This is a genomic window from Nocardia sp. NBC_00881 (assembly GCF_045207455.1).
Classification (GTDB): Bacteria; Actinomycetota; Actinomycetes; order Mycobacteriales; family Mycobacteriaceae; genus Nocardia.
On sequence record NZ_CP108798.1, the window covers coordinates 4325164 to 4349430 of the forward strand.

Genomic DNA, 24267 nt, shown 5'->3' on the forward strand with positions numbered 1-24267 from the left:
CCTGTCGCCCTCGCCACCCCCGTTCGACGGGCGACCGGGAGCTGCGTAATAGCTGCTATGGTTTCGATGTTTTCCGTGGTCGGGCCCGTCCCGGATCGCGTGTTCTTATGCTGTACGCCTGTTCGCCGGTGGGTCCCGGCGGGCGGCGGGAAGTGGAGCGGTCATGCTGGCCAGCGGTGACATTTTCGCCGGCTATGTCATCGAGCGGCAACTGGGTCGTGGTGGCATGGGTTCGGTATACCTGGCGAAACATCCGCGGCTGCCGCGGATGACGGCGCTGAAGCTGCTGAACCGGGAGATGTTCTTCGACAAGGAGGTGCGGGCGCGGTTCGAACGGGAGGCGGATCTGGTCGCCCAGCTCGATCACCCGAACATTGTCACGGTCTACGACCGCGGGCTCGATGATGAGCAGCTGTGGATCTCGATGCAGTACATCGACGGCATCGACGCCGCCTCGGTGGAGACGAAGTCGCTGCCGCCCGAACGCGCGGTGCAGATCGTCGAAGCGACCGCGGACGCGCTGGACTACGCGCACGGCAGCGGCGTGCTGCACCGGGATGTGAAACCCGCGAACATCCTGCTCGCCCGCTCCGGCGCGGGCCGCGGTGAGAGGGTGTATCTCACGGACTTCGGCATCGCGCGGCTGCGCGACGACACCGGTCATCTCACCCAGACCGGTACCTTCACCGCGACTCTCGCCTACGCCTCGCCCGAACAACTCACCGGCGCCTCGCTCGACCACCGGTCCGACCAGTACTCGCTGGCCTGCTCGCTGTTCTGGCTGCTCACCGGCACCGGCCCGTTCAAGGCGACGAACCCCGCGACGGTGATCCAGGGGCATCTGCAAGGCGCGCCGCCCGCGCTGAGCAGCGTCCGCCCCGGCCTGTCCTACGCGCTGGACGGCGTGCTGGCCAGGGCGATGGCCAAGCGCCCCGACGACAGATACGCCAGCTGCGCGGAGTTCGCCGCAGCCGCCAAGCACACGCTGACCACTCCGAGCGTGCCCTCGATGCCGGTGGTGGGTGGTCCCCGTCCGGTCACCGGCGGACCGCGCCCGACGACCGGCCCGGGGCCAATCAGCGGACCGCATATCCCGGTCGCCGGCATGCCTTTCCCGATGGCGCACAGCCCCGGCCCACAGACCAGCGGACCCAATCAGCTTGCCGTATCCACATCGTCGCCGACGCCGCCGCCGGCGACGATGGTGAACCAGCCGCCGCGCACCGGCCCCGCGCCGCAGCCGACGCCCGCCAACCCCTATACCCGGCAGTCCGGGTTCTCCGCGTTCACCGCGCCGCCCGCTCCGCCGCGCGGCGTGCCCACGCATCTGTCGGCCGGACCGCCGCGCAAGAAGAACACCGGTTTGATCGTCGGCGTCTCGGTGGGCGCCGTCGTGCTGATCCTGATGGTGCTCGGCATCATCGGCGTGGTCACCAACTCGAGCTCGAACAACGGCAGCAGTACGACCACCTCGACAGTGCAGCCGAACAGCGTCGGCGCGACCGCGGAGTCGATCAGCGCGGAGTTCCCCAGGATGGTGCCCGCGACCAAGACCGAAGAGGCTGGATACAACGGCGCCGAATGCTGGCTGGCCTCGGCTAGCTCGCCGCCGTCACCGTCCAAGGGCGAACCGGACTTCGGCGACTGGGCCGCGCAGTGGCGCTGCTTCAAGGGCGGCAACAACAAGGACCCGTACTACCGCATCTACGCCTACAAGACACCCGCCGCCGTGCAGAACGTGCTGAAGGGGCTGCCCGCGCAGGCCACCAAATCGACCGACAGCAACGCCGGAAAGTCCTACACCAACTACAAGTATGTGGACGACGGCGCCAAGATGGTCACCGCGTTCACCGGCGACCCGGATCGGACCCAGTTCCTGATGTACACCGACGGCTTCAGCTCCACCACCATCGACGAGCTGTTGCGATGGTGGCGCTCGGCGCCGCTGCACTGATACATGCCATGCACCCGGTGCGGTCTCGCCGGATACATTCGAGCGCCTACTCGGTGAGGATGGGATCGGTGGCCCTGTCCCGGCATCCGTGACTGTCCCGGTGGACCTGAGCGCTTGCGTGTCCCCCTGGGGGAGACCCCAAGGTAGGGACATGGACGACACCCGCTTCACCATCGGAGCCGTGGCCGAGCGAACCGGTCTCAGCGTCAAGACGATCCGGTTCTACGCCGACAAGGGGATCGTCCTGCCCACCGAATACAGCCCGACCGGCTACCGCCTGTACGACGTCCGCGCGCTCGCGCAGCTGGATCTGGTGCGGACGCTACGCGATCTCGGCCTCGACCTGGCCACCGTCCGCCGTGTGCTCGCACACGAGCTCTCGGTGGCCGAGGTTGCCGCAGCCCACGCCGATGCCCTCGATACCCAGATCCGGATCCTGCGCCTGCGGCGGGCGGTGCTGCGCGCGGTGGCCGGGCCGGGCTCAACCCCTGAGGAGTTGGATCTCATGCACAAGCTCGTCACCCTGTCGGCCGAGGAACGCCGCCGTCTCATCGAGGATTTCGTCGACGCCACCTTCGGCGGCGTGGACGCCAATCCGGAGATGGCCGAGCTGATCCGCTCGTCGCTGCCGGAACTGCCGGACGACCCGACGCCGGAGCAAGTCGCCGCGTGGGTCCAGCTCGCGGAACTGACCAGCGACTCCGACTTTCGCGCGGCGAGCCGGCGGATGGCCGAGTACCAGGCCCGCGAGCGCGCCGACGGCGACAAGACCGGACTACACCACGATCTGACCGAGGCCGTGCGTGGGCGGGTCGGCGCGGCTCTCGACGAGGGCATCGCACCCGATTCTCCCGCGGCGACCGCGGTGGTCACCGACCTCGCCGCCCAATACGCCGCGACCTTCGCCAAGAGCGATGACGACGCGCTGCGCGGCTGGATGCTGGAGCGGCTCGAAGTGGCGAACGATCCGCGGGTGGAGCACTACTGGCAGCTGCTCGCGGCCGTCAACGGCTGGCCCGCACCACCGAGCCTCGCGCCGGTGTTCGCGTGGTTCACCGCCGCGCTGCGCGCCAACCGGACGAGCCCGGCACCTGGCTAGTCGAAGACGTAGTGCACGAAGTCGTGGGTCGGGTGGAAACCGATGGTTCGGTAGATCCGGTTGGCCGTGGTGTTGGCGGTGTCGGCGAACAAGCAGACGTCTAGGCCGTCGCCTCTCAGGAGCTGCGCCACGTGCGCGGTCACGGCGCTGGCGTAGCCGTGGCCGCGCGCGTCGGGTGGGGTGTAGACCGGTCCGATCCGCGACCAGCCGTGCACGGGAACCTGATGGGCGGCAAGGCTCACCGACTCGCCGGCCCGTTCCCACAGCCACCAGCGGCCCGCCGCCACGCGGCGCCGGATCGCGGCCTCGTTCAGTCCGGGTGGCGGCATCCCGGACTCAGCGCGCATGGCCGCGAGCCAGTCCACGCACAGCGGGATGTCGGATGCGACTGCGGGGCGCGGGATTCCGGAAGCGTCGGGGACGCGCAACCCGCCCAGACGGTGCAGCCGGACGGTGTAGGCCTCGTGAAAACCCGTGCCGAGCAACTTACACCAGTGTTGGGCGAAGGCGGTGGCCTCGCCGACGACGCCCTCGACGCCCCCGCTTTCGGGGACCACCTCAGCCAGCGCCTCGACCACCTCGGCCACGCTGTCCGGAGGTAGCTCGCCGAGATACAGTTCACGACCGGCCACGCGCATGGCTGCACCCACCACGGAGGCGTCCTCGGCGTGCACGGACAGGAACCGCGAGGGCTCGGCAGCGGAGTCGATGCCCGCGACGCGATTCGCGATGGTCGTTGTGATCACAGTGTGTCGCAGCGGATCACGGTGCAGAAACGACTCCGCGCGCGAGCGGAATTCGTCGACGTCCGTGGTGATCTGGACCTTCATGCGGACAACGGTAAGTGCCTGAAGTGTTGTGCGCGCCGGTTTCTCGGGCACAGCGCGCGACCGACCGGTCGTTTCAGTCGGCTTCGCTGCCACCCGTGCGGAGTTTGAGCAGGACCAGTCCCGCGGTGCACGCGAGAATGAGACCGGCAACGGTGATTTCGACGTGCAAGCCGGCGATACCGAGGACCGCCCCGGCGATACCGCCGACAAAGATCAACCAGGCAAGGGTCCGCGACACAATCGTGGACAGCGCGTGCGCCGGCTGGTTCGACTCCAGATGCTGTGCAGTTGCCGACACCGCATCCTCCGTGGCGCGGGAAGACCTGCGCCGCGATGTTGTCGAGTAAGCTCCCATCATCTACTCCTCGATGACGCCGGTCAGAGAACCGCTTTCACGTTCTCACACAACGTGTCTCTCATCCTGATACAGGCGTCTCACGCGTAACTTTGCTCACACACGCTACGACTCCGGCACGTCGGATGATAGCGACACGTGCCCGCGACACGCCGACGAGATCAATTCGATATCTGAATCAGGACTGTTTTAACGCGCCGCCCGGCGCCTTTCCAGTGACCACTTGCCTCGCCTGGCCGACCGGCCTCGAGTAAGGTGAGGCCACTCGATACCCACGAGGAGTTGTTACCGATGGAGAACAGCAGGGCCAAGATCGCCGGTCCGGCGATCGCCGCGGGAGCAGTTTCCATCGGACTCGTTCTCATCGGCGCATGCGGCGTAGGCAGGCACGACACCTATGTCCCACCGCCGCCGCTGAAGGCTGGTGAGTACGTCGAGCCCGCGGCCCACGAGGGCTCCACCGGCTCGACGACGCCGAGAGTGATCATCCCGCCCTCGCCGACCTGGAAGATCGCGCCGTACCAGCAACGCCCAGCCACGCCGTTCTCGGGCTTCAGCAGCACCACCACCACCTCTGCCGAGTCCTCGCCGCGGATACTGCACGACGGCGCGGCACCCGAGGACTCGAGGCCGCCGATCAGCACACGACCGGCCGCGGTCGAGCCGCCCGTGATGACGCCGAACGAGCCGGCCGCGAACGAGTGACCCGCGGTGGCGCGCGCGGCGCGCACACACCACCGCGTCGGCCCTACAGTTCGGCCAGCTCGTAGTCGCCGACCCGAGCGCTGAGCACTCGCAGATGCTCGAGCCCGCCACCCAGCGTGCGCTCGATCGCGGTCAACCGGGCCACATAGTGGCCGACCGGATATTCGGCGGTGACGCCGATACCACCGTGCATCTGAATCGCTTCCTGCCCGATGTGCCGCGCCGCGCGGCCGACCTGCAAGCGCGCACGGGACGCGATCACGGGGTCGTAGACTCCGTCCACCAGCGATGCCGTGGCATACAGGCTCATGCTGCGCGCCAGCTCCAGCGAAACGTACATGTTGGCCGCGCGCTGGGTGAGCGTCTGGAACTTCGACAGCGTGACACCGAACTGCTTGCGCTGCCGGAGGTATTCGGTGGTCAGCCGGAGCGCCTCCGCCATCGCGCCGACCGATTCCGCGCACAGGCTGGCTTGCGCGTGCCCCAGCACCGACGCGACCGTCTCCGTGGCGTCCGCGCCGCCGAGACGTTCGGCGGGCGCCTTGTCCAGCTCCACCTGCGCACCGCGCTGACCGTCCACCGTGCGGTAGGGCTTGCGGACCACGCCGGTGGCGTCCGACGCGACCAAGAACAGCCCGATCCCGCCAGCCGGCAGCGCGGCGCTGACCACGAGCTCGTCGGCGCTACCGCCGTGCGGGACCGGGTTCTTGACGCCGGTCAGCTCGTAAGAACCCCCCGCGGCGGTAGCGACGGACCCCGCGGACGACGCCATCGGCACGGCCGCCGCAGCGGTGGTCGCCAGCTCGGTGGACGGCCAGCGCACACCCGGCTCGGCGTGTGCGAAGGCGAGCAGCTTCGTGCCCGCGGCGACCTCCGGCAGGATCCGCTGCCGCTGTTCAGCGCTGCCCGCCCTGGCGACGAGCCCGCCGGGCACGAGCACCGCGTCCAGGATCGGCTCCGGCACGAGCCTGCGGCCGACCTCTTCCAGCACCACCATCGTTTCCACCGGACCAGCGCCGACACCGCCGTCCTCCTCGCTGAAGCTCAGCCCGAGCACGCCGAGATCGGCGAGCTGGCGCCATACGTCGCGGCTCCAGCCGAGCTCGGAATCGGTAACCTTCAGCCGCGACTCGGCGTCGTAGCTGTGCGCGAGCAGGTCGCGGACCGTGTCCCGGAGCATGACCTGCTCATCGGTGAGATCGAAATCCATGGTGTCGCCTCACAATCCGAGGATCGTGGAGGCGATGATGGTGCGCTGCACCTCGCTGGAGCCTCCGTAGATGGTTGTCTTGCGGTAGTTCAGGTAAGCGGGGCCGCTGCGCTGCGCCCAGCCGGGCGAGGCGATGTCGTCCGCGTTCACCGGAATGGCATCCGGTCCCGCGATGTCGGCCAGCAGCTCGGTGGCCGCCTGCTGCAGCTCGGAGCCGCGCAGCTTGAGCACCGACGAAGCCGGATTCGGCTTGCCGTCCGAGGAGTTGGAGACCACACGCAGCTGGGTGAGCTCCAACGCGAGCAGTTCGTTCTCCAGCTCGGCGACCCGCGCCGCGAACACCGGGTCCTCCAGGAGCGTGCCGCTGCCCGATCTGATCTGCGCCGCGTACTGTTTCGCGACGCCGATCTTGACCTTGGTACGGCCGACGCCGGTGATGCCGGTGCGCTCGTTGCCGAGGAGGAACTTGGCGTAGGTCCAGCCCATATTTTCCTCGCCGACCAGCTGATCGGCGGGTACCCGGACGTTTTCGAAGAAGACCTCGTTCACCTCGTACCCGCCGTCGATCAGCTTGATCGGGCGGATGGTGACGCCGGGCGACTTCACGTCGAACAGCAGGAACGAGATGCCCGCCTGCTTCTTCGGCGCGTTCGGGTCGGTGCGGACCAGACAGAAGATCCAGTCCGCGTACTGGGCCAGCGTGGTCCAGATCTTCTGACCGTTGACGATGTAAGAGTCGCCGTCGCGGACCGCGGTGGTCCGCAGTGCGGCCAGGTCGGAACCGGCGTCGGGCTCGGAGAAGCCTTGGCACCACCAGATGTCCAACGCGGCGGTGGCAGGGAGGAACCGCTCCTTCAACTCCTGCGAACCGAACTGGGCGATCACCGGGCCGACCATCTGCGCGTTGAACGTCAGCGGCTCGGGCACCGAGGCGAGCTGCATCTCGTCCTGCCAGATATGCCGCTGCATCGGCGTCCAGTCCTTGCCGCCCCACTCGACGGGCCAGTTCGGCACTGCCAGGCCGTGGTCGTTGAGGATCTTGTTCGCGGTGACGATGTCGTCGCGGGACAGCTCATGGCCGTTCCGGACGCGCTCGCGGATGTCGGCCGGAATCTCGGTCCGATAGAAATTACGCAGTTCGTCGCGGAAGGCGACGTCTTCGGGGGACAAGGATAGTTTCATACGCATCTCCCAGCGTGTCTCGTACTTCCCGCTCCAACCTACCCTTCGGTAATCCCACATCGGCGACTGGATCACATCGGTAGGTCCCGCGTATTCGTGCCGCGTGATGGACCCGCTTCTGCCGTCGGCTACCGACGCCCCGCTACCCTCGGGCGACAGAACCGACGAGCTGGTACGTTGCTGGTCATGGGTCGAGGACCCCGAAAGGTTCGGTATCGAGGAGAGCTAGTGAACGGCAGAACCATCGCACGCGCCATCACGGCTGCGACAGCTCTCGGCATCGGGGCGGTTCTGACCTTCTCCGGCACGGCCGCCGCTGACGAAACACGGACACCGCTGGACTCGGGGCTCGGCCACCTCACCGAGATCGCCCCGCCCGACCCCGCCGCGCAGGCGGGCGTCGACGCGCTCACGCGGTACACCACCCTGGTCGACGTCGCGGAGCTGCGCCACGTCTCGAGCGTATTCACACCGTTCGCCTACGCTGCGCCGACCTTCGGCTGCGGCAGCAACGGCCCCATCACCACGATCATCGCCGCCGCGACCACCGACGGGCCGGGCACCACGCCGGACCTGAACGTCGCGGCGGGCACGCTGCGGTTCAGCGCCACCCCCTCGCACTCCGGCGCGCCGCTGGCCTCGGGCCTCGTCGTCGCGTGGGTGAACGTGAACACCGGCGCCAGCGGCATCGCCCCGCTCGACGACCTGACCGAGTACCGCCAGCCGTCACTGTCCAGGACGGTCAACAGTGGTCCAGGCACTGTCATCGCCTCGATGTGGGGCATCATCGACTACCCGTTCGCACACTGTGTGATGACGCCGACGGTGGGCCTTTTCGTGGTCCCGGACAAGCCGGTCGGCGTCCCCGCCGCGCCGCCGCCTCGCACACCGGGCCTGATCACACCGGGCCCCAACGGCACCGAGGTCGGTCCCGCGCCCGCACCCGAAACCGCACCGAGTGCGCCTGCCGGGGCCGAGGAGCAGGCCGAACCCGCTCGCTGACGACGTCTCGGCACGCTCCGGGATCACCGCGGGCGGTGCCGCTCGCGCGTACTCACCGAAGAACAGCGAAGAACGCTCGGATATCGGCAACGTGCGCGGCCGGAAGTTCCATCGCGACGAAGTGATTGCCGGTGTTGCCCTCCGGCCAGTGCACGATGGTGTTGTCCCGCTCGGCCAGTCGGCGCATCAGCGCGGAGCCACCGCCGTAGGTGCCGGTGGGAACCAGCTTCTGACCCTTCGGCCACGCGAACCCACCATCACCGAGACCGTTGTACATCGGCCAGGACGACGAGGCCACGGTATTGGTAAACCAGTACAGACTGACATTGGTCAGCAGGTGGTCGCGGTCTATCGCGTCCTCGGCGCGGTCGGCCAAAGGGGTGAACTCGGTGAACTTGTGCATCAGCCAGGCGAGCAGACCCACCGGCGAGTCGGTCCAGGCGTGCGCGAAGGTCTGCGGTGCGGCGTGCAGCAGTACGTGGTGGTTCACACCGGTCATCCACTTCTGCATGAGGTCCCACTCGACGCGTTCGTCCGGCGTCATGGTGGGCACGTCGGCCTCGGTCGGCATCCCGACACCGCCGTCGAGGTGCACGCCGATCACGCGGTCCGGCGCCGCGATCGCCAGTTCCGGTGCGACGTAGGCGCCGAGATCCCCGCCCTGCGCGCCGAAACGGGGGTACCCGAGTCGGTCCATCAGCACCAGCCACATCTGCGCCACCTTGCGTGGCGTCATCCCGAGTTCGTGCGGGCCCTCGGAAAAGGCGAACCCGGGGACCGACGGCACCACGACGTGGAACGCCTGCGCGGGGTCGACGCCGTGGGCCCGGGGATCGGCCAGCAGGCCGATGGTCTTGGTGAATTCGACGAACGAGTTCGGCCAGCCGTGGGTCAGAATCAGCGGCGTCGCGTCCGGCTCCGGCGAGCGCACGTGCAGGAAATGCAGGTCGAGACCATCGATCCGCGTCGTGAACTGGGGAAACTCGTTGAGCGCCGCTTCCTCTGCGCGCCAATCGAACTCCGTCCGCCAGTACTCGGCCAGCTCCTTCAGGTAGTCGACCGGGATGCCGCGATCCCAGCCTTCGCCGGGCAACTGCGCCGACCAGCGGGTGCGGGCGAGCCGGTCGTGCAGGTCGTCCAGATCGGCTTGCGGGATCTGGATGCGAAACGGGCGGATGTCAGCGGAGTTGCTGGTCACCAGTGGGACTCCTTGCCGGTAGGTTTGCGATCCAAAACCACGGTAAGGACGATGTAGGACAGCCCGTGTCCTATTTATCTGGAATTCTCGGAATCATGAACGACGTCCCCGCTCGTCTGCTGAGCTTGCTGTCGCTGCTGCAGACTCCGCGCGAATGGCCGGGCAGCGAGCTTGCCGAACGCCTCGGCGTCACCGACCGCACGGTGCGCCGCGATATCGACCGGTTGCGCGAGCTCGGGTATCCGGTCACGGCGACGATGGGCGCGACGGGCGGCTACCGACTGAAGGCCGGGTCGGCTCTGCCGCCGCTGCTGGTCGAGAACGACGAGGCGGTCGCCATCGCGGTCGGGCTACGCGCCGCCGCCGGGTCCGCCGTGGTCGGGATCGAAGAAGCGTCGGTGCGGGCACTTGCGAAGCTGGAGCAGGTGCTACCTGTGAAGTTGCGTCGCAAGGTGCGGGTATTCGGCACCGCACTGAGCGCACCGACCGACAACGGGCCCACCGTGGACCCGGAGGTACTCACCACGCTCGCCGCGACCGTAACCAACTGCGAGCGTGTGCGCTTCGCCTACCGCGACGGGTCCGGCACCGAAAGCAGGCGCAACGCTGAGCCGGTGGGCCTGGTGCCCGTCCTGCGGCGCTGGTACCTGGTCGGCTATGACATCGACCGCGACAACTGGCGGGCCTACCGTGTCGACCGGATCGACCAGCCACAGCCCACCGCTGCCCGCTTCACCCCGCGCGCCCTGCCCGCCGCCGACGCCGCCGCCTATGTCGTCGGCCAACGGACCGACTGGGGCACACCGGCATTCCGACTGCGACTGACCATCGACGCCCCTGCCGAGCAGATCGCGGGGCGCCTGGGCGACAGCGAGGATGAAGTCGTCGCGATCGATGCGCACTCCTGCCGAATCGATACCGTGCGGGATGATTCACCGGACTGGTTGGCGCACAGATTGATCGGCCTCGGGGTGGACTTCCGGGTACACGAACCACCGGAGCTGATCGAGCGATTGCGCGCGGTCGCACTCCGCATCAAACACGCGGTCGCCACAAACACGCCGCCGAACACCGCCACCACACGAACTCGATGACCGAATCGAGCCGATCACCAGCGCTCGCCACCGAGTGCGCAGGTTGAGTCCGGCGGGCGCCGATCGTGACCGGACCCAGGTCCTCAGAACAACCAGCTGAACAGCTGAGGAAAGCCGCGCACGTCTCGGAGTGCCGCGCACCGAGGAACCGGTGCGCGGCAGCTCTATAGGTACGTGATCCGGCGATTCGGCTTCGACCACCCCGTCATCTGTGCGCTGGGCATCAGCGCCGGTACATGTCGCGCATAGCGTTGTCGGTCAGTGGACGGTCGATCCACTGGGTGTCAGCACACGGCGTATGACCTCTGCGCCGGCGGCGGGCGCGAGTGACGACGAGGTGGGCGGTTCATCAGCGGGACAGGCGGATGCGCAGGAGAGCGCCACTTTCAGTGCCCGCGAGCAATTCGTCCGGGTGTCCAGGTACGGCGACGACCGCGGTCATCGGCTGGCCGCTGAGGACCACGCACGCGGCACCGCTCGTCGGATCGACCCGGACAAGTTGGCCCGCGAGAGTCGTCACGTAGAGGATGCCGGCCGGGTCGACCAGGAGGTCGTCGGCGAAATCCGGCAGACCGGGCAACGGCGAGGACAGATCGGCGACAGTGCTGCGATCGGCGGGCGCGGCGATCGGGACGCGGACGATCCGGCCGAGCGGGCCGCCGTTGGTGGTCACGTACAGCACGCCGTCGTACTCGGCAACGCCGTTGGCGGCGAGCCCGGCCACCGACTCGCCCCACGCGATGTCGACGCCGGCGTCGGAACGGACCCGAACCACGCCGGACATGGTCGCGACGTAGAGGTTGCCGCTCGGGTCGAACGCGGCGCCGTTCGGCATGGTGAACCCGGCGACGAACACCTCGGGTTTCGGCACGGCGTCCGAGGGGACGAAGCGGACTACACCGCCGGGCCGAACAACGCTGGTGGGAGTGTCGCCATAGACGACGTAGAGGAGTCCGTCCGGACCGAGCCGGACCGCTCCTGGAAATTCGACCGGGACGGTCGCGGTAAGCGTACCCGCCGAGTCGTAGCGTTGAACCTCGTTGCGGTAAAGACGAGAAACCCACAAGTTGCCCTGCGCGTCGTACCCCACGTTCTCCGACCAGTCGAGCAACGGCAGCCCGGCGGGCACCGCGGTCGCGGACGCGGCGGGCGCGCAGGAGGCGATCATCGAGGCGGCTGGGTCGGCGGTCGCGCTCGGCGGTGACGTGAAGGTCAGCGCGAGCACGGCGGCGGGTAGGAGCAAGGCGCCTGGACGGCGGGAGGTTCTCAACGGGCACCTCAGCTCGGCGATAGGGGAAGGTCGCCGCGCAGTGTAGCGAGCTTCTCCGAGTACACGTGGCGTCCCATGACCAGCGGGATCTTTGGCAAGATCGACGAATGCCATTCTTCGACGGCGCCCGCGGCCGGATGCACTATCGGTGGTGGCCGACCGAAAACCCGGTACTCACCGTCGTTCTGCTGCCTGGAATGGGCCAGCACAGCGGCCACTATCACCGTCTCGCCCGCACCCTGCAACCTGCCAACATCCAGATGTGGGCGTTGGACACCTCGGGGCACGGGCTGAGCGAGGGCGACGCAGACCGGCCGGGCACCCTCGTCGAGCTGGTAGCCGACGCGCTGCATCTGGTCGAGCTAGCCCGCGCCGCACAGCCGCACACGCCGCTGATCCTGATGGGCCACTCACTCGGCGCGGTCACCGCACTGGGCATGCTCGGCGCCGCGGTGCCGGATTCAACGGAGGCGACACCGGATTCGGCCGTCCTCGAGCGGGCCTACCCGCTGCGACCTGCCCTGCCCACGAACACGCTAGCGGGGCTGGTGCTGTCCGGCGTGCCGAAGCGCGCACTCGGCGGCGGTACGCCCGGCGCGCCGGGAACGCCGCTGCCACGCCGGCTTCCGGTGTTGGCGGTGCACGGTGTCGAAGATCGGCGCGCGCCGATCGATGCGATCAGGGTCTGGACTAGCCGCCACGAATCGGTACATTTGCGGGAGTACACCGACGCCGGGCACGACCTGCTGCACGAGCCGGTGCACGCGCGGGTCGCTGCTGATATCGCGGACTGGATGCAGGGTGTCGTCGTGGGGTCGGCGCGACATCCGTGAACCGAACACGCTTCGGGTGAGGAAGGGGGACGGCGCACATGCCATCGAACGAGAACGGGTTCGGCGGAGTGCCACCCGCCGAGGTCACGGCGCCCGGTGTCGACGTCGCCGCGCTGAATCGGGCGGTCGACGAGGGGACATTGTGGATCGACGGTCTCCTCGTGGCGGACGGCGCACACGAACGGTGCGCGCGCCGGTACGAGCAGCTCGCCGACCAGGTCGAAGCGCAGATCCGAGTGCTGAACGCGGCGACCTCGCTACCCGGCTTCGGCGGGTTCGCCTCCGGTGACGCCCTGCGCGCCGGTTTCGAGCGCAAAGCCGACGGCGCGATCGCCCGGCTGCGGGAATACGCCACGGGGGCCAGGGAACTCGCACAGACCTTCCGTGCGGCGGCGGCCGCCTACCAGGGTGCCGACCACGCCCTCGCCGCGGCGGTCGATCGGATCGACGTGACGGGAGCCACGCATGCGTAAGATGCCGCGCGCCGCCGAGCGGGCCACGCACCGGCGCACCGACCCCGCCTACGCGCCGAACGTCGAAATCTTCGACAACCTCACCCACGCCGAGATCCACGCCGAAGTCCAGCTGCTGAACCCCGCGGTGCTCGCCGGCGGCGAGCAGGCGTGGGCCGATTCCGCCGCCGGCCTGGCGGACGCGATCTTCCAGGCGCACACCGAGATTCGCGCCGCCATCGCCGACGGCTGGCGCGGCGGCGCGGCCGAGAGCGCGGTCGCCGTGGTGCGCGTGTTCGAGCAGAGCGGCCAGGACCTCGCCGATGTGCTCGCGGTGGTCTCGCAGCGCCTCGGTCAGGCGAGCGACGCGGCGGAGGCGCTGCGGGCCGCGGTGTCGGAGCCGTCCGGAGTCACGCCGGATCTTGCCGCGGCCCTCCTGGATCCGACCCAGGCGACCAGCAACATCGACGGACAGAAGGAGGGTGAGCACGCACGCCAGGACGTCGTGCGTGCGATGAACGACATCTATGCGGGAGTGTTCATCCAGACGGGCACCGATGTCCCCGCGTTCGCCGACGAGGCGGACGACGTGGCGCCCGGCGCGCCGACCGGTGCGTCGGCGGCCGAGGTGACCAGCACCAGCCCGAAAGCACTCGACGCACAGTTTTCTTCGCTCCACATGCCCGCACAGGGAACCAGATCGGCGGACTCGAGCGCGGACGGGGCGCCCACCGACCAGACGCCTGCCGCCGCACCCGCGACAACGACCGCCGGAGCCACTCCGACCGACACCGTCGTCCAGGCCGACACGCCGACGAACGCACCCCGCGTCGCGTCTGCCGCCGCCGAGGCTCCACAGTCGGTGATCCCGGCAGGTACCCGGCTCCGCACCGCTCCCGCCACGAGCACACCCGCGCCGACGACGACGACGGCCGCGACTCCAGCGCCGATCGTCGTATCGACCACCCCGGGCACGAGCAACCCAGCTCCGGCGGAGGAGCGCAAACGCGAGGAGCGACGCACGGACAACGCGGGCAACGACACGGTCACCGGTCTCGGAGCGGGGGCTGTCGGCGGTCTGATGGGCGGCGCGCTGGCCACCACCGACACCCCCAGACCAGGCTCGAGCGTCGCCGCGAACGCGGTGGGCGCACGAACCGTGCACGTCGACGACGAGGACGACGAGTTCGACCTCGACGACCTCCCGACTTACCTCGAGCCCTCCGACGACGGCGGCGAACTGATCGGGTCGCTCGATCCGACGACACCGCCCGTGCTCGGTGAATGGACCGAGTACGAGTGAACTGGACGCTGACCCCGGACCAGTTCGCGCTGGCCTGGTCGCGCACTGACGGCGATCGGATCCCCTACCCGCTGGCCATCCGCCTGTCCGCGCGCGACACCGGCGAGCGCGCCGCGCAACTACCCGCGCTCAGCGGCTGGTGCGATCGCGTGCTGGACGCGGATCTGGAAGCGGCGCTGCGCATCCTCGCTCAGCCGGACCTGCGCATCGAGGTGTTCGGTCAGCAGCGGGATCCGGTGCCGATCCCGCACGAACCGGGTCCGCGCTGGGATGGTGGTCCACTGGCGCCACCCCCCACACCGGAGGCAGAAGGCGGGCAGGCACCCAGTTCGCCGGCGCGGCCGGTCCGGATTCTCGGCGCCGCATGCGGGAACATCGCGGTGGTCGCGGCGCAGCGTCCAAGCGCGACCCCGGACCGCGGCGATGCGGTGCGGTTGTTCGTCGGCAGCCCGAAAAGCCTTGCCGCGCGTGTAGTTTCGACACTGCCGGAGAACACTCCCGGCACACTTCCGCGCCTGACCGCCCTCCGTGCCCAGGTCGGCGAGGACAGCCGCGGCCTGGTCACCGTCCCCGTCGCCGGACCGTCGCCATCGGCCAGAATCCGCAAGCTGCTGAAGCAGCCGCGCGAGGGCATCGGCCAGATCGTCGTCTCCGCCCGCAGCGGTGCGGGCGAGCCGCGCCCGTTCGGCGTACTGTGCTGGATCGACGTGGTCGGAGACGGGCGATACGCGGTCCGCACCGGCACCGACGTCGACATCGTCGCCGTGACAGCGGAAGGGTTCGCCGCCCACCTGCGCCCCATGGTCACCGCGGCCACGCGCACCATCACGTCGTACGCAGAGCGCTGATCCACCGCGATGTGCGGCCGGTAGAGACCACGACGCGCGGCGAACGCTGACGCTACGTGGAGCTGGCGCAGCCGCGAACGCATCGCCGAGAGCTGAGCCCCGCTCAGCACAGCAGCGCGGTGACCTCGTCGTCCGCGAGCTGATGGAAGTCACGGTAGGCGGCGCCGACACCGCCGAGCGAGCGCGGCACCCACGGGCAGACCACCTCGTCGGCCTCGGCGGTGACGCGCTGCAACGCCTCCTCGGAGGAGACCGGGATCGCGGCCACGATCCGCGCGGGCTGGTGCAGACGCGCCACACGGCAGGCGGCCACGACGGTGGCCCCGGTCGCCATCCCGTCATCCACGATCACCACCGTGCGCCCGTCCAGCGCAACCGGTGGCGCGTCGCCACGCAGCACCAGCCTGCGCCGCTCCAGTTCAGCGCGCTCCGCGTTCTCGATCGAGGCAAGTCGCCGGGGCGAGACCGCGGTGTGCGACAGCACATCCGGATTCAGCACCCGCACGCCGTACTCGCCGACGGCGCCCATCGCCAGCTCCGGCTGCCAGGGCACTCCGAGCTTGCGGACCAAGAGGATGTCGAGATCACCGCCGATCACCTCACGCACCGCGGCGGCCACCGGGACGCCGCCGCGCGGCAGACCGAGCACCAGCGGGTTCGACGCCCGCAGGTGTTCCAGAAGCGCACCGAGCGTGCGACCGGCCGATGCCCGATCGGAGTAGACCATCCACCCGGACGCTACTCCGGTCCGCGCTCGGTGATCGCGAATCGGCGCAAGGCGAGGCTGGGGTTGACGGTGCGGACCTTGCCCAGATGCGCAAGGTCGATTCCGGCGGTAAGGACACCCGGCTCATCGCCGAGTTCGGTGAGCACAACGCCGGTCGGGTCGACGATCATCGAGGCACCCGCGCCGCGCGGCACGGCCTGATCGGCGGCGGCCACATACACGGTGTTCTCGATGGCGCGCGCCCGCACCAGCGTGGTCCATTGGTCGACCTTGGCCGGGCCGGGAATCCACTGCGCCGGCAGCAGCAGCACGTGCGCACCCGCCGCCGCGACCCGGCGAACGCCTTCGGGGAAGCGCAGATCGAAGCAGGTCTGCATGCCGAATGTCACATCTGCGACGGTGAAGGTGACCGGCGTCTCGATCGCGCCGGGCTCGACCACGTCGGATTCGAGGTGTCCGAAGGCGTCATAAAGGTGCACTTTCCGATAGCGCGCGACGAGGGTTCCGTCGGGTCCGAGCACCACGAGTGTGTTGCGGATCCGATCGCCGCCGGGAGCGACCTCCTCCACCATTCCGGCGACCAGGAACACTCCGGAATCGCGCGCGATGCCGCCGAGGCCGGTGACGAACGGCCCGGTCAGCGGTTCGGCGACGGCAACGACGCGCTCGTCAAGCCGGGTGACGGCATACATCGAGTACTCCGGCGCGACGACCACCCGCGCGCCGCGGTCGCGGGCCGTGCGCACGTGCTCGCGTAGTGCGGCGAGGTTGGCTGATGGGTCGGTCGACGGGGCGAACTGGACGACCGCCACGTCCAGCTGGTTCGGCGTCGGGTCGCGATGTCCGCGCGAGTTGTCCAGTCGCATAGGTCTCACCGTATTGGGGCCCTGGCCTTGTCGACCAGCACGAGGCAGTAAACTCCTGGTCAATGAGTACCAATCAGGTCGACAGCGTTCCTGGCGACAACGACAGGGACACCGACGGCCCGTCTTTCGCCGATCTCGGTATCGATGACCGCATCCTCGCGGCCATCGCCGATGTCGGTTACGAGTCGCCCTCGCCGATCCAGGCCGCGACGATTCCCCCATTGCTCTCCGGCGCGGACGTCGTCGGTCTCGCGCAGACCGGTACCGGCAAGACTGCCGCCTTCGCCATTCCGATCCTGATGGGCCTGGAAGTCGTCGGCAGGCATCCTCGCGCCCTCGTGCTGGCCCCGACCCGCGAGCTCGCGATCCAGGTCGCCGAGGCATTCGGCCGCTACGCCGCGCACATCCCAGGCCTGCACGTACTGCCGATCTACGGCGGCCAGAGCTACGGCGTCCAGCTGTCCGGCCTACGCCGCGGCGCGCACGTCGTGGTCGGCACGCCAGGCCGCGTGATCGATCATCTGGAGAAGGGCACGCTCGACCTGTCGCAGCTGCAGTACCTGGTGCTCGACGAGGCCGACGAGATGCTGAAGATGGGCTTCCAGGAGGATGTCGAGCGCATCCTCGCGGACACGCCGTCGGACAAGCAGGTGGCGCTGTTTTCCGCGACCATGCCCGCCGCGATCCGCAAGATCTCCAAGCAGTATCTGCACGACCCGGTCGAGATCACGGTCAAGTCGAAGACCTCGACGGCGACCAATATCACGCAGCGCTGGGTGCAGGTCTCGCATCAGCGCAAGCTGGACGCGCTCACCCGGATCCTCGAGGTCGAGTCGTTCGAGGCGATGATCATCTTCGTTCGGACCAAGCAGGCCACCGAGGAGCTGGCCGAAAAACTGCGCGCCAGGGGCTTTTCCGCCGCCGCGATCAACGGAGACATCGCGCAGAACCAGCGCGAGCGCACCATCGGCCAGCTCAAGTCCGGTGCGCTGGATATCCTCGTCGCCACCGACGTCGCCGCGCGTGGACTGGACGTGGACCGCATCTCACACGTGGTCAACTACGACATCCCGCACGACACCGAGTCTTACGTGCACCGCATCGGCCGCACCGGGCGGGCCGGGCGCAGCGGCGAGGCATTGCTGTTCGTCGCACCGCGCGAGCGGCACCTACTCAAGTCGATCGAGCGGGCCACCAGGCACCCGCTGGCCGAAATGCAGCTGCCCAGTGTGGAAGACGTCAACGCACAGCGCGTCACCAAGTTCGGTGACACCATCACCGAGAATCTCGCCTCGGCGAACCTGCCGCTGTTCCGCAAGCTGATCGAGGACTACGAGCGCGAGCACAACATCCCGCTGGCCGACATCGCGGCGGCGCTGGCCGTCGGCTCCTACGACGGCGACAACTTCTTCATGGAACCCGAGCCCGAGCCGGTCGAGCGCCCGCAGCGCGACCGGACTCCGCGCGAGCGGCCCGCACGGCATTTCGAGGACGACCGACAGGGCGGCGGTGTACACCGCGCCACCGGAACAGAGCTGGCGACCTACCGGATCAGCGTCGGCAAACGGCATCGCGTCGTGCCCGGCGCGATCGTCGGCGCCATCGCCAACGAGGGCGGCCTGCGCCGCAGCGACTTCGGGCATATCAGCATCCGTCCCGACCACAGCCTGGTAGAGCTGCCCGCGCAGCTGCCGGCCGAAACGCTGGAAGCATTGCGGCGCACCAGGATCGGTGGCGTGTTGATCCAGCTGCAGCTCGACCAGGGTCCGCCGCAGCAACGCTCGTTCACCCGCGGTCCGCGACGGGAGCGCGACGGCGTCAAGCGAACGGAGCGGCGTAAGCCACGCTCCTGAACCGGGGAGGGTACGCCGAGGTCAGACGCGCTAGCTACAGTGTTGCCGTCGGTGCGTAATGAGGCGCACACCGGCAGCGGGTGTCCCGCGAAGACACAGGAGGGCGGCGGTTGTTCCTGTTCGGTGATCGTGTTGTCTGCACCGCCGTCGATCTCGTGCGCGCGGCGCGTTGCGAATTCGCGCTGCTACGCGCCCTCGACACCGAACTGGGCACCATCCAGGCCGAATCCGATGGCGCCGAACGGGCGCCCGAGCCGCCGAACATATTCGACGATCCCCTGGAACGCCGCCTCGCCGACTACCGCGCGCGGTTCGTCGGCGCGATGGTGGAGATCGACCGTCCACCCGACCACCCCGGCGAACCCGCCGAGCGGATCGATGCGCTGACGGCCGCGCACGCTCAGACCGTCGCGGCGCTACGCGCAGGCGTGCCCGTGATCCACGGCGCGACCTTCTTCGACGGCCGATTCGACTACTCCTGCGACTTCCTCGTCCGCGCGGACCATCGGGTCCGCTACACCGTGCACGGCACCGCGCCCACCGGGACGGACCGGGTCGGCGCCGCGGTGGAGCTCGCCGCGTGCGCCGACGCCCTCGACCGCTCCGGCGCGCTGGCCGCGCCGCTGATCCGGCTGCACCTTGCCGAGGGGAGCAGCGCCCACACGTTGAGCGAGCTGCTTCCCGTGTATCGCGCGCGCAGGCGCCGGGTAGAACGCATTCTGGGCGAGAAGCTCAGTGAGCTGCTACCGGTGCAGTGGGGCGACCCTCGCTATCTCGCCTGTGGCCGCTGCCGGACCTGCACCGCCGCTCTCTCCGCCGCGCGCGACCTGCTGCTCGTGGCGGGCATGCCGTCGGCGACGCGCACCCGTCTGCGCGAAGCAGGCGTGAGCACCATCGATCGGCTGGTCGCCGGCGATATCTCGGTGCCAGGCGTGCCGCCGCGCACTTTGTCCGCACTGCGCCGCCAGGCGGAAATCCAACTGCGGCATGAGGTCTCGGGCCGGCCGACGCACAGCCTGGTGGACGCGATCGCGCTCGGCGCGCTGCCGCCGCCGTCCCCCGGCGATCTCTCGCTCACTATCGAGGGCGGCGGGCGACTTCCGCTTACCGTGGAGGTGGGCGGGCCAGGCACCGTGCACCTGTCGTTCCGCGGCCCGTTCGGTGCGGCGGGCGGGCCGGACAGCGAGACAGCCGGACAGCGCCGCGCGATCGAGCAGGTGCTCGACTATCTCGTGCGGCGGCGGCGGATGTATCCGGACCTGCACGTGTACCACTACACCTCGGCGGTCCGTACGGCACTGCTGCACTGCACCGGGCGGCACGGCGTCGGTGAGGAGATCGTGGATGAGCTGCTGTGCGACGGCGTCTTCGTCGACCTGTACCCGATCGTCCGCAACGCCATGATCATCGGCGAGCGGTCCTACCGGCTGCGCAGACTGCGGCGGCTACTCGCCGGTGCGGCGCATTCGCCCGCCGCCGAACGTGATTGCCTGACCGTACTTCGGCTGCGCGACTGGTTACTGGACCGCGCCGCCGAGCAGCGCATCGACCCGCAGGCGGTGACGCTGGAGCAGGCCAGCTCGTGGTGCACGGTCGCAGGCCCCGACGAGTCGGAGTCCGTGCCCCCGTCCCGTCCGTCGTCTCTGGAGGCCGCGCTCGCGGAATATGCCGCAGGCTTCGGCGATCCGCTGCACACCTCCACCATGATGGCCGCGGCGCTCGGCTACCACCGGCGCGAACGGCAGCCGCTGTGGTGGGCGCACGCCGACCGGCTCAGCCATCCCGTGGACGAATGGGCCGACGCGCCTGGCGTTCTGGTCGCCGACTGGGGCACGGTCGACACCAAGTGGCATCGCCGCCCGGACCGGCCGGCCATGCGGCGGTATCTGACGCTGACCGGCCGGATCGCAAGGAGCTGGAGCGGCGCGGCAGGGCCGAGCGCGCTGACTCCCGGCACCGCCGTCTACACCTTCTACGATCAACCGGTCGCCGCGGGCATGGTCACTGCCGTCGGTCGGCGCGCCACCGCGACTGCGACGGTGCTCGGCTGCTCGGTGGACGCCGAGTTCGACGACACCGTCCGATTGGAGGAACTACTGCCCGACGGCTGCGAACCTTACGACGAGCTGCCGACCGCGATCGCGCCCGGCCTGCCAGCCTGGGATGAGAACGCCGAGATGGCGGTCGAATTCGCTGCTCAGCAGTTGCTCATGACGTTGCCGGACGCGCCGCGAGAGGCGATCTTCGACATTCTCGTGCGTCGCCCGCCCCGGCTGCGCGGGGACGCCGGGCTGCCCGCGGTGCACGGCGACTACGCCGCGGCTATCACCGCCGCCGTTCGCGAGCTCGACCGTTCCTATCTCGCGGTACAGGGACCGTCCGGCACCGGCAAGACTTCGACAGCTGCCCGGGTGCTGGAGCACCTGGTCACCCGCCACAAATGGCGGATCGGCATTGTCGCGCAGGCACATTCGACCGTGGAGAATCTGCTCGACGCGATCGTGCGGATCGGCGTGCTCCCGGAGCTGGTCGCCAAGAAGGATGTCGCGGCGGTCGCCCCGGAGTGGGCCGTGATCGACGCCGATCGCTATCCGCGCTTCCTGGACAACGCCATCAGCGGCTGTGTTCTCGGCGGCATCCCAGCCGATTTCGCGAACGCGGACGTGGTGCCGCGCGCGAGCCTCGACCTGCTCGTGGTCGCCGACGCGGGCCGCCTGTCGTTGGCCGACACCGTGGCCGTCGCGGCAAGCGCGCGAAACCTGCTGCTGCTCGGCGATCCCATGCCATCGGCCGCCCGCAGCGCCCATCCGGCCCCGGTCGGCGAGTCGGTGCTCGGCTGGTTGGCCGAGGGCCGCCAGACCTTGCCCGCACAGCGCGGCTACTTTCTGGACCGGACCTGGCGGATGCATCCCGCGGTGTGCGAGCCGCTCTCCCGGCTGTACTACGACGGCCGCCTGCGGTCCAACGAAACCGTCACGCTCGCGCGGCAGCTCGACGGCGAGGAACCCGGCGTGTGCACCGTCCTGGTGGACCATCACGGCAACTCCACCGAATCGGTGGCCGAGGCCCGCGAGGTGGTGCGCCGGGTCCGCACGCTGCTGGGCATGTCGTGGACGATCGGTGCGACGACCCGCCGACTGCATCCGCACGACATCTTCGTGGTGGCTCCGTACGCCGCGCAGGTCGGGCGGATGAAGACCATGCTGGCCCGCGCGAAGATCGAGGACGTGCTGGTGGGGACACCGGACCGGTTCCGAGGCAGGGAAGCGGCCGTGGTGCTGCTCTCGATGACCACGTCCAGCCCTGCCGACGCCCCTTACGGCATGCCGTTCCTGTTGTCACGCAATCTGCTCCACGCCGCGCTGTGCCGCGCGATGTGGAAGGCGATCATCATTCGGTCGCCATTGCTCACCGAATACCTGCCCGCCGCACCCGACGACCTGGCCGACCTGGCCGGGTTCTTGCGGCTGGGCTGAGCTGGGTCAGCCGAAGCAGGCGCCCTCGCCGCGGTAGGTCGGCACGGAGCTGCGGGAGCCGTCGGCCTCCACCAGGTGCACGATGTCGAACCGTTCGCAGAGTTCACCGGCCTTCGCGTGCCGAAACCACACCCGATCGCCGATGCGCAGCTCCGCGGCCCCTGACAGCGGGGTCTGCACCTCTCCCGCGCCTTCGGTGCCGAGCAGCTTCAACCTGCTGGGCCACACTGGTTTCGGCACCCGCGACGGCCCGGTCGGGCCGGAGGCTGGGTAGCCGCCCGCGAAGACGGTGGCTATGGTCGGCGTCGGTCGCCGCAACACAGAGGTGGCGAAATACAGTGCAGGCCTCGGGGTGAACGATCGGTAGTGGTCGAAGAGTGTCGGCACGTACAAGCCGGAACCCGCGGTCACCTCGGTGACGTCCGGGTCGGCGACGCTGACCTCGATCGACCCGGTGCCGCCGCTGTTCACGATCTCCAGCTTGCCGGTCACCGAGCGGACCGCGTCGAGCACCTTCGCGCGGCGCTTGGCGATCTCCGCCGCGGACGCCCGCTTCACCAGGCGCACCGCGACAGTGGTGTCGGGCAGCCCGGCGATCTGCGCCTCATAGGTCATCACGCCGACTACGTCGAACCCACGGCGCAGCGCCTCGCTCGCCAATGCGACGGCCTGTTCGGGTGTCCGCACCGGGGAGCGGCGTACACCGAGATGGATCGGGCCGATCCGCAACGAGGCATCGACGTCCAGGCAGACCCGTGGGCGCACCCGGTCGGTGCCGACGGCGGCGCGGATCAGGTCGAGTTGGGCGACGTCGTCGATCATCAGCGTGATGGAACGCAGCAGTGTGTCGTCGGCGGCCAGTTCGGCCAGCGCCGCGCGGTCCACACTCGGGTAGCCGAGCAGGACGTCGCGGGCTCCGCGATGTACCAGCCAGATGGCTTCGCGTAGGGAGTAGGACATGATGCCCGCGAAGCCGCCCGCGGCGGTGAGATCCGCGCCGAGCACTTCTTCGAGCACGGTGCGGCAGCGCACGGATTTGCTGGCCACACGCACCGGTATGCCTGCGGCGCGGCGCACCAGATCGGCGGCATTCGCGCGCAGGACAACCAGGTCCAGGACGGCCAGCGGCGGATCCAGCTCGGCGGTGGCCGCGTGCAGGGCTACGATCGGCGACGTTTCGGTCACCAGAAATACTCAACCACCGAACTGGTCAGACGTCCAGTATTTACTAGATCTCGATGGCCTTTGTAGTCAACACGCTGACCAGATCATCCAGCACCACCAGCATGGTTTCGTCGTTGCCATCGGCCAGCCAGCGCAAAACGGCACCCCGGACCAGCGATACGACGTATGCGGCGATCGCCCCGACCGGTTCGAGCCACTGTGTTCCCGATCGCTCCGCGCACAGCTCGAGGAATGCCGCGACCTCGGTGTCCATCTCCTGATAGGCCGCCGACGCGATCGGGTCCGCGGCGCAGCTTGTCCGCACCCCCCAGCGAGTGCACAGCGTCTGCACTGTCGCCTCATATGCCCGGAGATGCTTGGTCGGAGCAGCCGTGATCAACGGCCAGTACGCGCTGATCCCGGAGTGCAGCAGCACCCGCAGTGCGCGGACCCCCGTGTGATCCAGCGTGGCCGCGGCCTCGTCGACCGCCGCGCAGATGGTCGGCCGCAACCCCGCCTCTGCCACTACTTCTCCACGTGTGCTCAACGACGACTCCCTCGGCGAAAAAATTTCGCGCACCTTCGTCGGCGCGACTCGCTGAACAGGCGGGCCATCTCGGGAACCCCCAGGCTGCCCGGTCCAACGTTCGTCAATGGTAGTGGTTTTTCGGGTTTTGAGAACGGCTTCAGTGGGTATTTCAGACTCAAAGAATGTTTTGTTACCCAAACGCGATACCGCCGGGACGCGACGAGGCTCTCCGAAAATCGCGCCATGACGGTCGATCTCGGCCCCTCTGCCGTACGACAGACGGTGTAGTACTCTACGGTACCGGCCTCCGCGCACCC

General features: G+C 69.0%; 21 protein-coding genes. 11 read left to right on the forward strand and 10 right to left on the reverse strand.

Annotated features, from left to right (window positions below; genetic code table 11):
- Nucleotides 1–163: 163 nt before the first annotated feature.
- Entirely contained in the window at nt 164–1954 is a 1791-nt protein-coding gene (locus tag OH799_RS18095; protein WP_406265281.1) for a protein kinase domain-containing protein, read from the forward strand.
- A gap of 151 nt (nt 1955–2105) precedes the next feature.
- On the forward strand, nt 2106–3053 hold the full coding sequence (locus OH799_RS18100) for a MerR family transcriptional regulator (RefSeq protein ID WP_406265284.1): 948 nt from the start codon (nt 2106–2108) through the stop codon (nt 3051–3053).
- Here OH799_RS18100 and OH799_RS18105 read toward each other — a convergent pair.
- Together OH799_RS18105 and OH799_RS18110 are read right to left on the reverse strand one after the other, a co-directional pair.
- The gene (locus OH799_RS18105; RefSeq protein WP_406265286.1) at nt 3050–3883 is read right to left on the reverse strand and encodes a GNAT family N-acetyltransferase; all 834 of its coding nucleotides are present in this window, start codon (nt 3881–3883) and stop codon (nt 3050–3052) included. The two genes, OH799_RS18100 and OH799_RS18105, sit on opposite strands and share 4 nt — an antisense overlap.
- Nucleotides 3884–3956: 73 nt before the next feature.
- Complete coding sequence (locus OH799_RS18110; RefSeq protein ID WP_406265289.1) at nt 3957–4181, reverse strand: hypothetical protein; 225 nt, start codon at nt 4179–4181, stop codon at nt 3957–3959.
- A gap of 348 nt (nt 4182–4529) precedes the next feature.
- On the opposite strand from OH799_RS18110, the gene OH799_RS18115 reads away from it, so the two are divergent.
- Nucleotides 4530–4943, forward strand: a complete 414-nt coding sequence (locus OH799_RS18115) for a hypothetical protein (protein WP_406265292.1) — start codon at nt 4530–4532, stop codon at nt 4941–4943.
- 43 nt (nt 4944–4986) lie between these two features.
- On the opposite strand, the gene OH799_RS18120 is transcribed toward OH799_RS18115, so the two are convergent.
- Together OH799_RS18120 and OH799_RS18125 are read right to left on the reverse strand one after the other, a co-directional pair.
- Complete coding sequence (locus tag OH799_RS18120) at nt 4987–6153, reverse strand: acyl-CoA dehydrogenase family protein (protein WP_406265295.1); 1167 nt, start codon at nt 6151–6153, stop codon at nt 4987–4989.
- Between the two features lie 9 nt (nt 6154–6162).
- On the reverse strand, nt 6163–7335 hold the full coding sequence (locus tag OH799_RS18125; RefSeq protein WP_406265297.1) for an acyl-CoA dehydrogenase family protein: 1173 nt from the start codon (nt 7333–7335) through the stop codon (nt 6163–6165).
- Between the two features lie 228 nt (nt 7336–7563).
- Between OH799_RS18125 and OH799_RS18130 the strand changes: the two genes are divergently transcribed.
- Entirely contained in the window at nt 7564–8337 is a 774-nt protein-coding gene (locus OH799_RS18130; RefSeq protein WP_406265300.1) for a hypothetical protein, read from the forward strand.
- A gap of 52 nt (nt 8338–8389) precedes the next feature.
- Here the strand turns inward: OH799_RS18130 and OH799_RS18135 are convergent, their stop codons facing one another.
- The gene (locus tag OH799_RS18135) at nt 8390–9535 is read right to left on the reverse strand and encodes an epoxide hydrolase family protein (RefSeq protein ID WP_406265303.1); all 1146 of its coding nucleotides are present in this window, start codon (nt 9533–9535) and stop codon (nt 8390–8392) included.
- A 95-nt stretch (nt 9536–9630) separates the two neighbouring features.
- Here OH799_RS18135 and OH799_RS18140 point away from each other — a divergent pair, with 95 nt between their 5' ends.
- Nucleotides 9631–10629, forward strand: coding sequence for a helix-turn-helix transcriptional regulator (locus tag OH799_RS18140; protein ID WP_406265306.1), 999 nt, complete (start codon nt 9631–9633; stop codon nt 10627–10629).
- 349 nt (nt 10630–10978) lie between these two features.
- Here OH799_RS18140 and OH799_RS18145 read toward each other — a convergent pair whose 3' ends face one another.
- Nucleotides 10979–11899: an SMP-30/gluconolactonase/LRE family protein gene (locus OH799_RS18145; protein WP_406265309.1), complete on the reverse strand. Its 921-nt coding sequence runs from the start codon at nt 11897–11899 to the stop codon at nt 10979–10981.
- Nucleotides 11900–12006: 107 nt separating this feature from the next.
- Between OH799_RS18145 and OH799_RS18150 the strand changes: the two genes are divergently transcribed.
- From OH799_RS18150 to OH799_RS18165, 4 genes are read left to right on the forward strand one after another with little or no spacing between them, the layout of a single operon-like run.
- Nucleotides 12007–12732 (forward strand): alpha/beta hydrolase, encoded by a 726-nt coding sequence (locus tag OH799_RS18150; protein ID WP_406265312.1) that lies wholly within the window; start codon nt 12007–12009, stop codon nt 12730–12732.
- A 38-nt stretch (nt 12733–12770) separates the two neighbouring features.
- Nucleotides 12771–13205, forward strand: coding sequence for a hypothetical protein (locus tag OH799_RS18155; RefSeq protein WP_406265315.1), 435 nt, complete (start codon nt 12771–12773; stop codon nt 13203–13205).
- Nucleotides 13198–14487 (forward strand): WXG100 family type VII secretion target, encoded by a 1290-nt coding sequence (locus OH799_RS18160; protein ID WP_406265318.1) that lies wholly within the window; start codon nt 13198–13200, stop codon nt 14485–14487. The genes OH799_RS18155 and OH799_RS18160 overlap by 8 nt, the downstream gene beginning before the upstream one ends.
- Nucleotides 14469–15335, forward strand: a complete 867-nt coding sequence (locus tag OH799_RS18165; protein WP_406265321.1) for an ESX secretion-associated protein EspG — start codon at nt 14469–14471, stop codon at nt 15333–15335. Before OH799_RS18160 ends, OH799_RS18165 begins: the two co-directional genes overlap by 19 nt.
- Before the next feature lie 103 nt (nt 15336–15438).
- On the opposite strand, the gene OH799_RS18170 is transcribed toward OH799_RS18165, so the two are convergent.
- Together OH799_RS18170 and OH799_RS18175 are read right to left on the reverse strand one after the other, a co-directional pair.
- Nucleotides 15439–16062, reverse strand: coding sequence for a phosphoribosyltransferase (locus OH799_RS18170; protein ID WP_406265323.1), 624 nt, complete (start codon nt 16060–16062; stop codon nt 15439–15441).
- Nucleotides 16063–16073: 11 nt separating this feature from the next.
- The gene (locus tag OH799_RS18175; RefSeq protein ID WP_406265326.1) at nt 16074–16928 is read right to left on the reverse strand and encodes a carbon-nitrogen hydrolase family protein; all 855 of its coding nucleotides are present in this window, start codon (nt 16926–16928) and stop codon (nt 16074–16076) included.
- 62 nt (nt 16929–16990) lie between these two features.
- Here OH799_RS18175 and OH799_RS18180 point away from each other — a divergent pair, with 62 nt between their 5' ends.
- Both OH799_RS18180 and OH799_RS18185 read left to right on the forward strand, forming a co-directional pair.
- Nucleotides 16991–18781, forward strand: a complete 1791-nt coding sequence (locus OH799_RS18180) for a DEAD/DEAH box helicase (RefSeq protein WP_406265329.1) — start codon at nt 16991–16993, stop codon at nt 18779–18781.
- An 80-nt stretch (nt 18782–18861) separates the two neighbouring features.
- Nucleotides 18862–22257, forward strand: coding sequence for an AAA domain-containing protein (locus OH799_RS18185; protein WP_406265333.1), 3396 nt, complete (start codon nt 18862–18864; stop codon nt 22255–22257).
- 6 nt (nt 22258–22263) lie between these two features.
- Here the strand turns inward: OH799_RS18185 and OH799_RS18190 are convergent, their stop codons facing one another.
- Nucleotides 22264–23442, reverse strand: a complete 1179-nt coding sequence (locus tag OH799_RS18190; protein WP_406265336.1) for an amino acid deaminase/aldolase — start codon at nt 23440–23442, stop codon at nt 22264–22266.
- Nucleotides 23443–23485: 43 nt separating this feature from the next.
- Nucleotides 23486–23968 (reverse strand): TetR family transcriptional regulator, encoded by a 483-nt coding sequence (locus OH799_RS18195; RefSeq protein ID WP_406265338.1) that lies wholly within the window; start codon nt 23966–23968, stop codon nt 23486–23488.
- Nucleotides 23969–24267 lie beyond the last annotated feature (299 nt).

Excerpts from the sequence above, each read along its gene's own strand:
- OH799_RS18100 (WP_406265284.1), top strand. The coding sequence starts at position 2,106 with ATGGACGACACCCGCTTCACCATCGGAGCCGTGGCCGAGCGAACCGGT.
- OH799_RS18095 (WP_406265281.1), top strand. The coding sequence starts at position 164 with ATGCTGGCCAGCGGTGACATTTTCGCCGGCTATGTCATCGAGCGGCAA.
- OH799_RS18140 (WP_406265306.1), top strand. The coding sequence starts at position 9,631 with ATGAACGACGTCCCCGCTCGTCTGCTGAGCTTGCTGTCGCTGCTGCAG.
- OH799_RS18125 (WP_406265297.1), bottom strand. The coding sequence starts at position 7,335 with ATGAAACTATCCTTGTCCCCCGAAGACGTCGCCTTCCGCGACGAACTG.
- OH799_RS18155 (WP_406265315.1), top strand. The coding sequence starts at position 12,771 with ATGCCATCGAACGAGAACGGGTTCGGCGGAGTGCCACCCGCCGAGGTC.
- OH799_RS18160 (WP_406265318.1), top strand. The coding sequence starts at position 13,198 with ATGCGTAAGATGCCGCGCGCCGCCGAGCGGGCCACGCACCGGCGCACC.
- OH799_RS18175 (WP_406265326.1), bottom strand. The coding sequence starts at position 16,928 with ATGCGACTGGACAACTCGCGCGGACATCGCGACCCGACGCCGAACCAG.
- OH799_RS18165 (WP_406265321.1), top strand. The coding sequence starts at position 14,469 with ATGGACCGAGTACGAGTGAACTGGACGCTGACCCCGGACCAGTTCGCG.
- OH799_RS18105 (WP_406265286.1), bottom strand. The coding sequence starts at position 3,883 with ATGAAGGTCCAGATCACCACGGACGTCGACGAATTCCGCTCGCGCGCG.
- OH799_RS18115 (WP_406265292.1), top strand. The coding sequence starts at position 4,530 with ATGGAGAACAGCAGGGCCAAGATCGCCGGTCCGGCGATCGCCGCGGGA.
- OH799_RS18170 (WP_406265323.1), bottom strand. The coding sequence starts at position 16,062 with ATGGTCTACTCCGATCGGGCATCGGCCGGTCGCACGCTCGGTGCGCTT.
- OH799_RS18150 (WP_406265312.1), top strand. The coding sequence starts at position 12,007 with ATGCCATTCTTCGACGGCGCCCGCGGCCGGATGCACTATCGGTGGTGG.
- OH799_RS18120 (WP_406265295.1), bottom strand. The coding sequence starts at position 6,153 with ATGGATTTCGATCTCACCGATGAGCAGGTCATGCTCCGGGACACGGTC.
- OH799_RS18180 (WP_406265329.1), top strand. The coding sequence starts at position 16,991 with ATGAGTACCAATCAGGTCGACAGCGTTCCTGGCGACAACGACAGGGAC.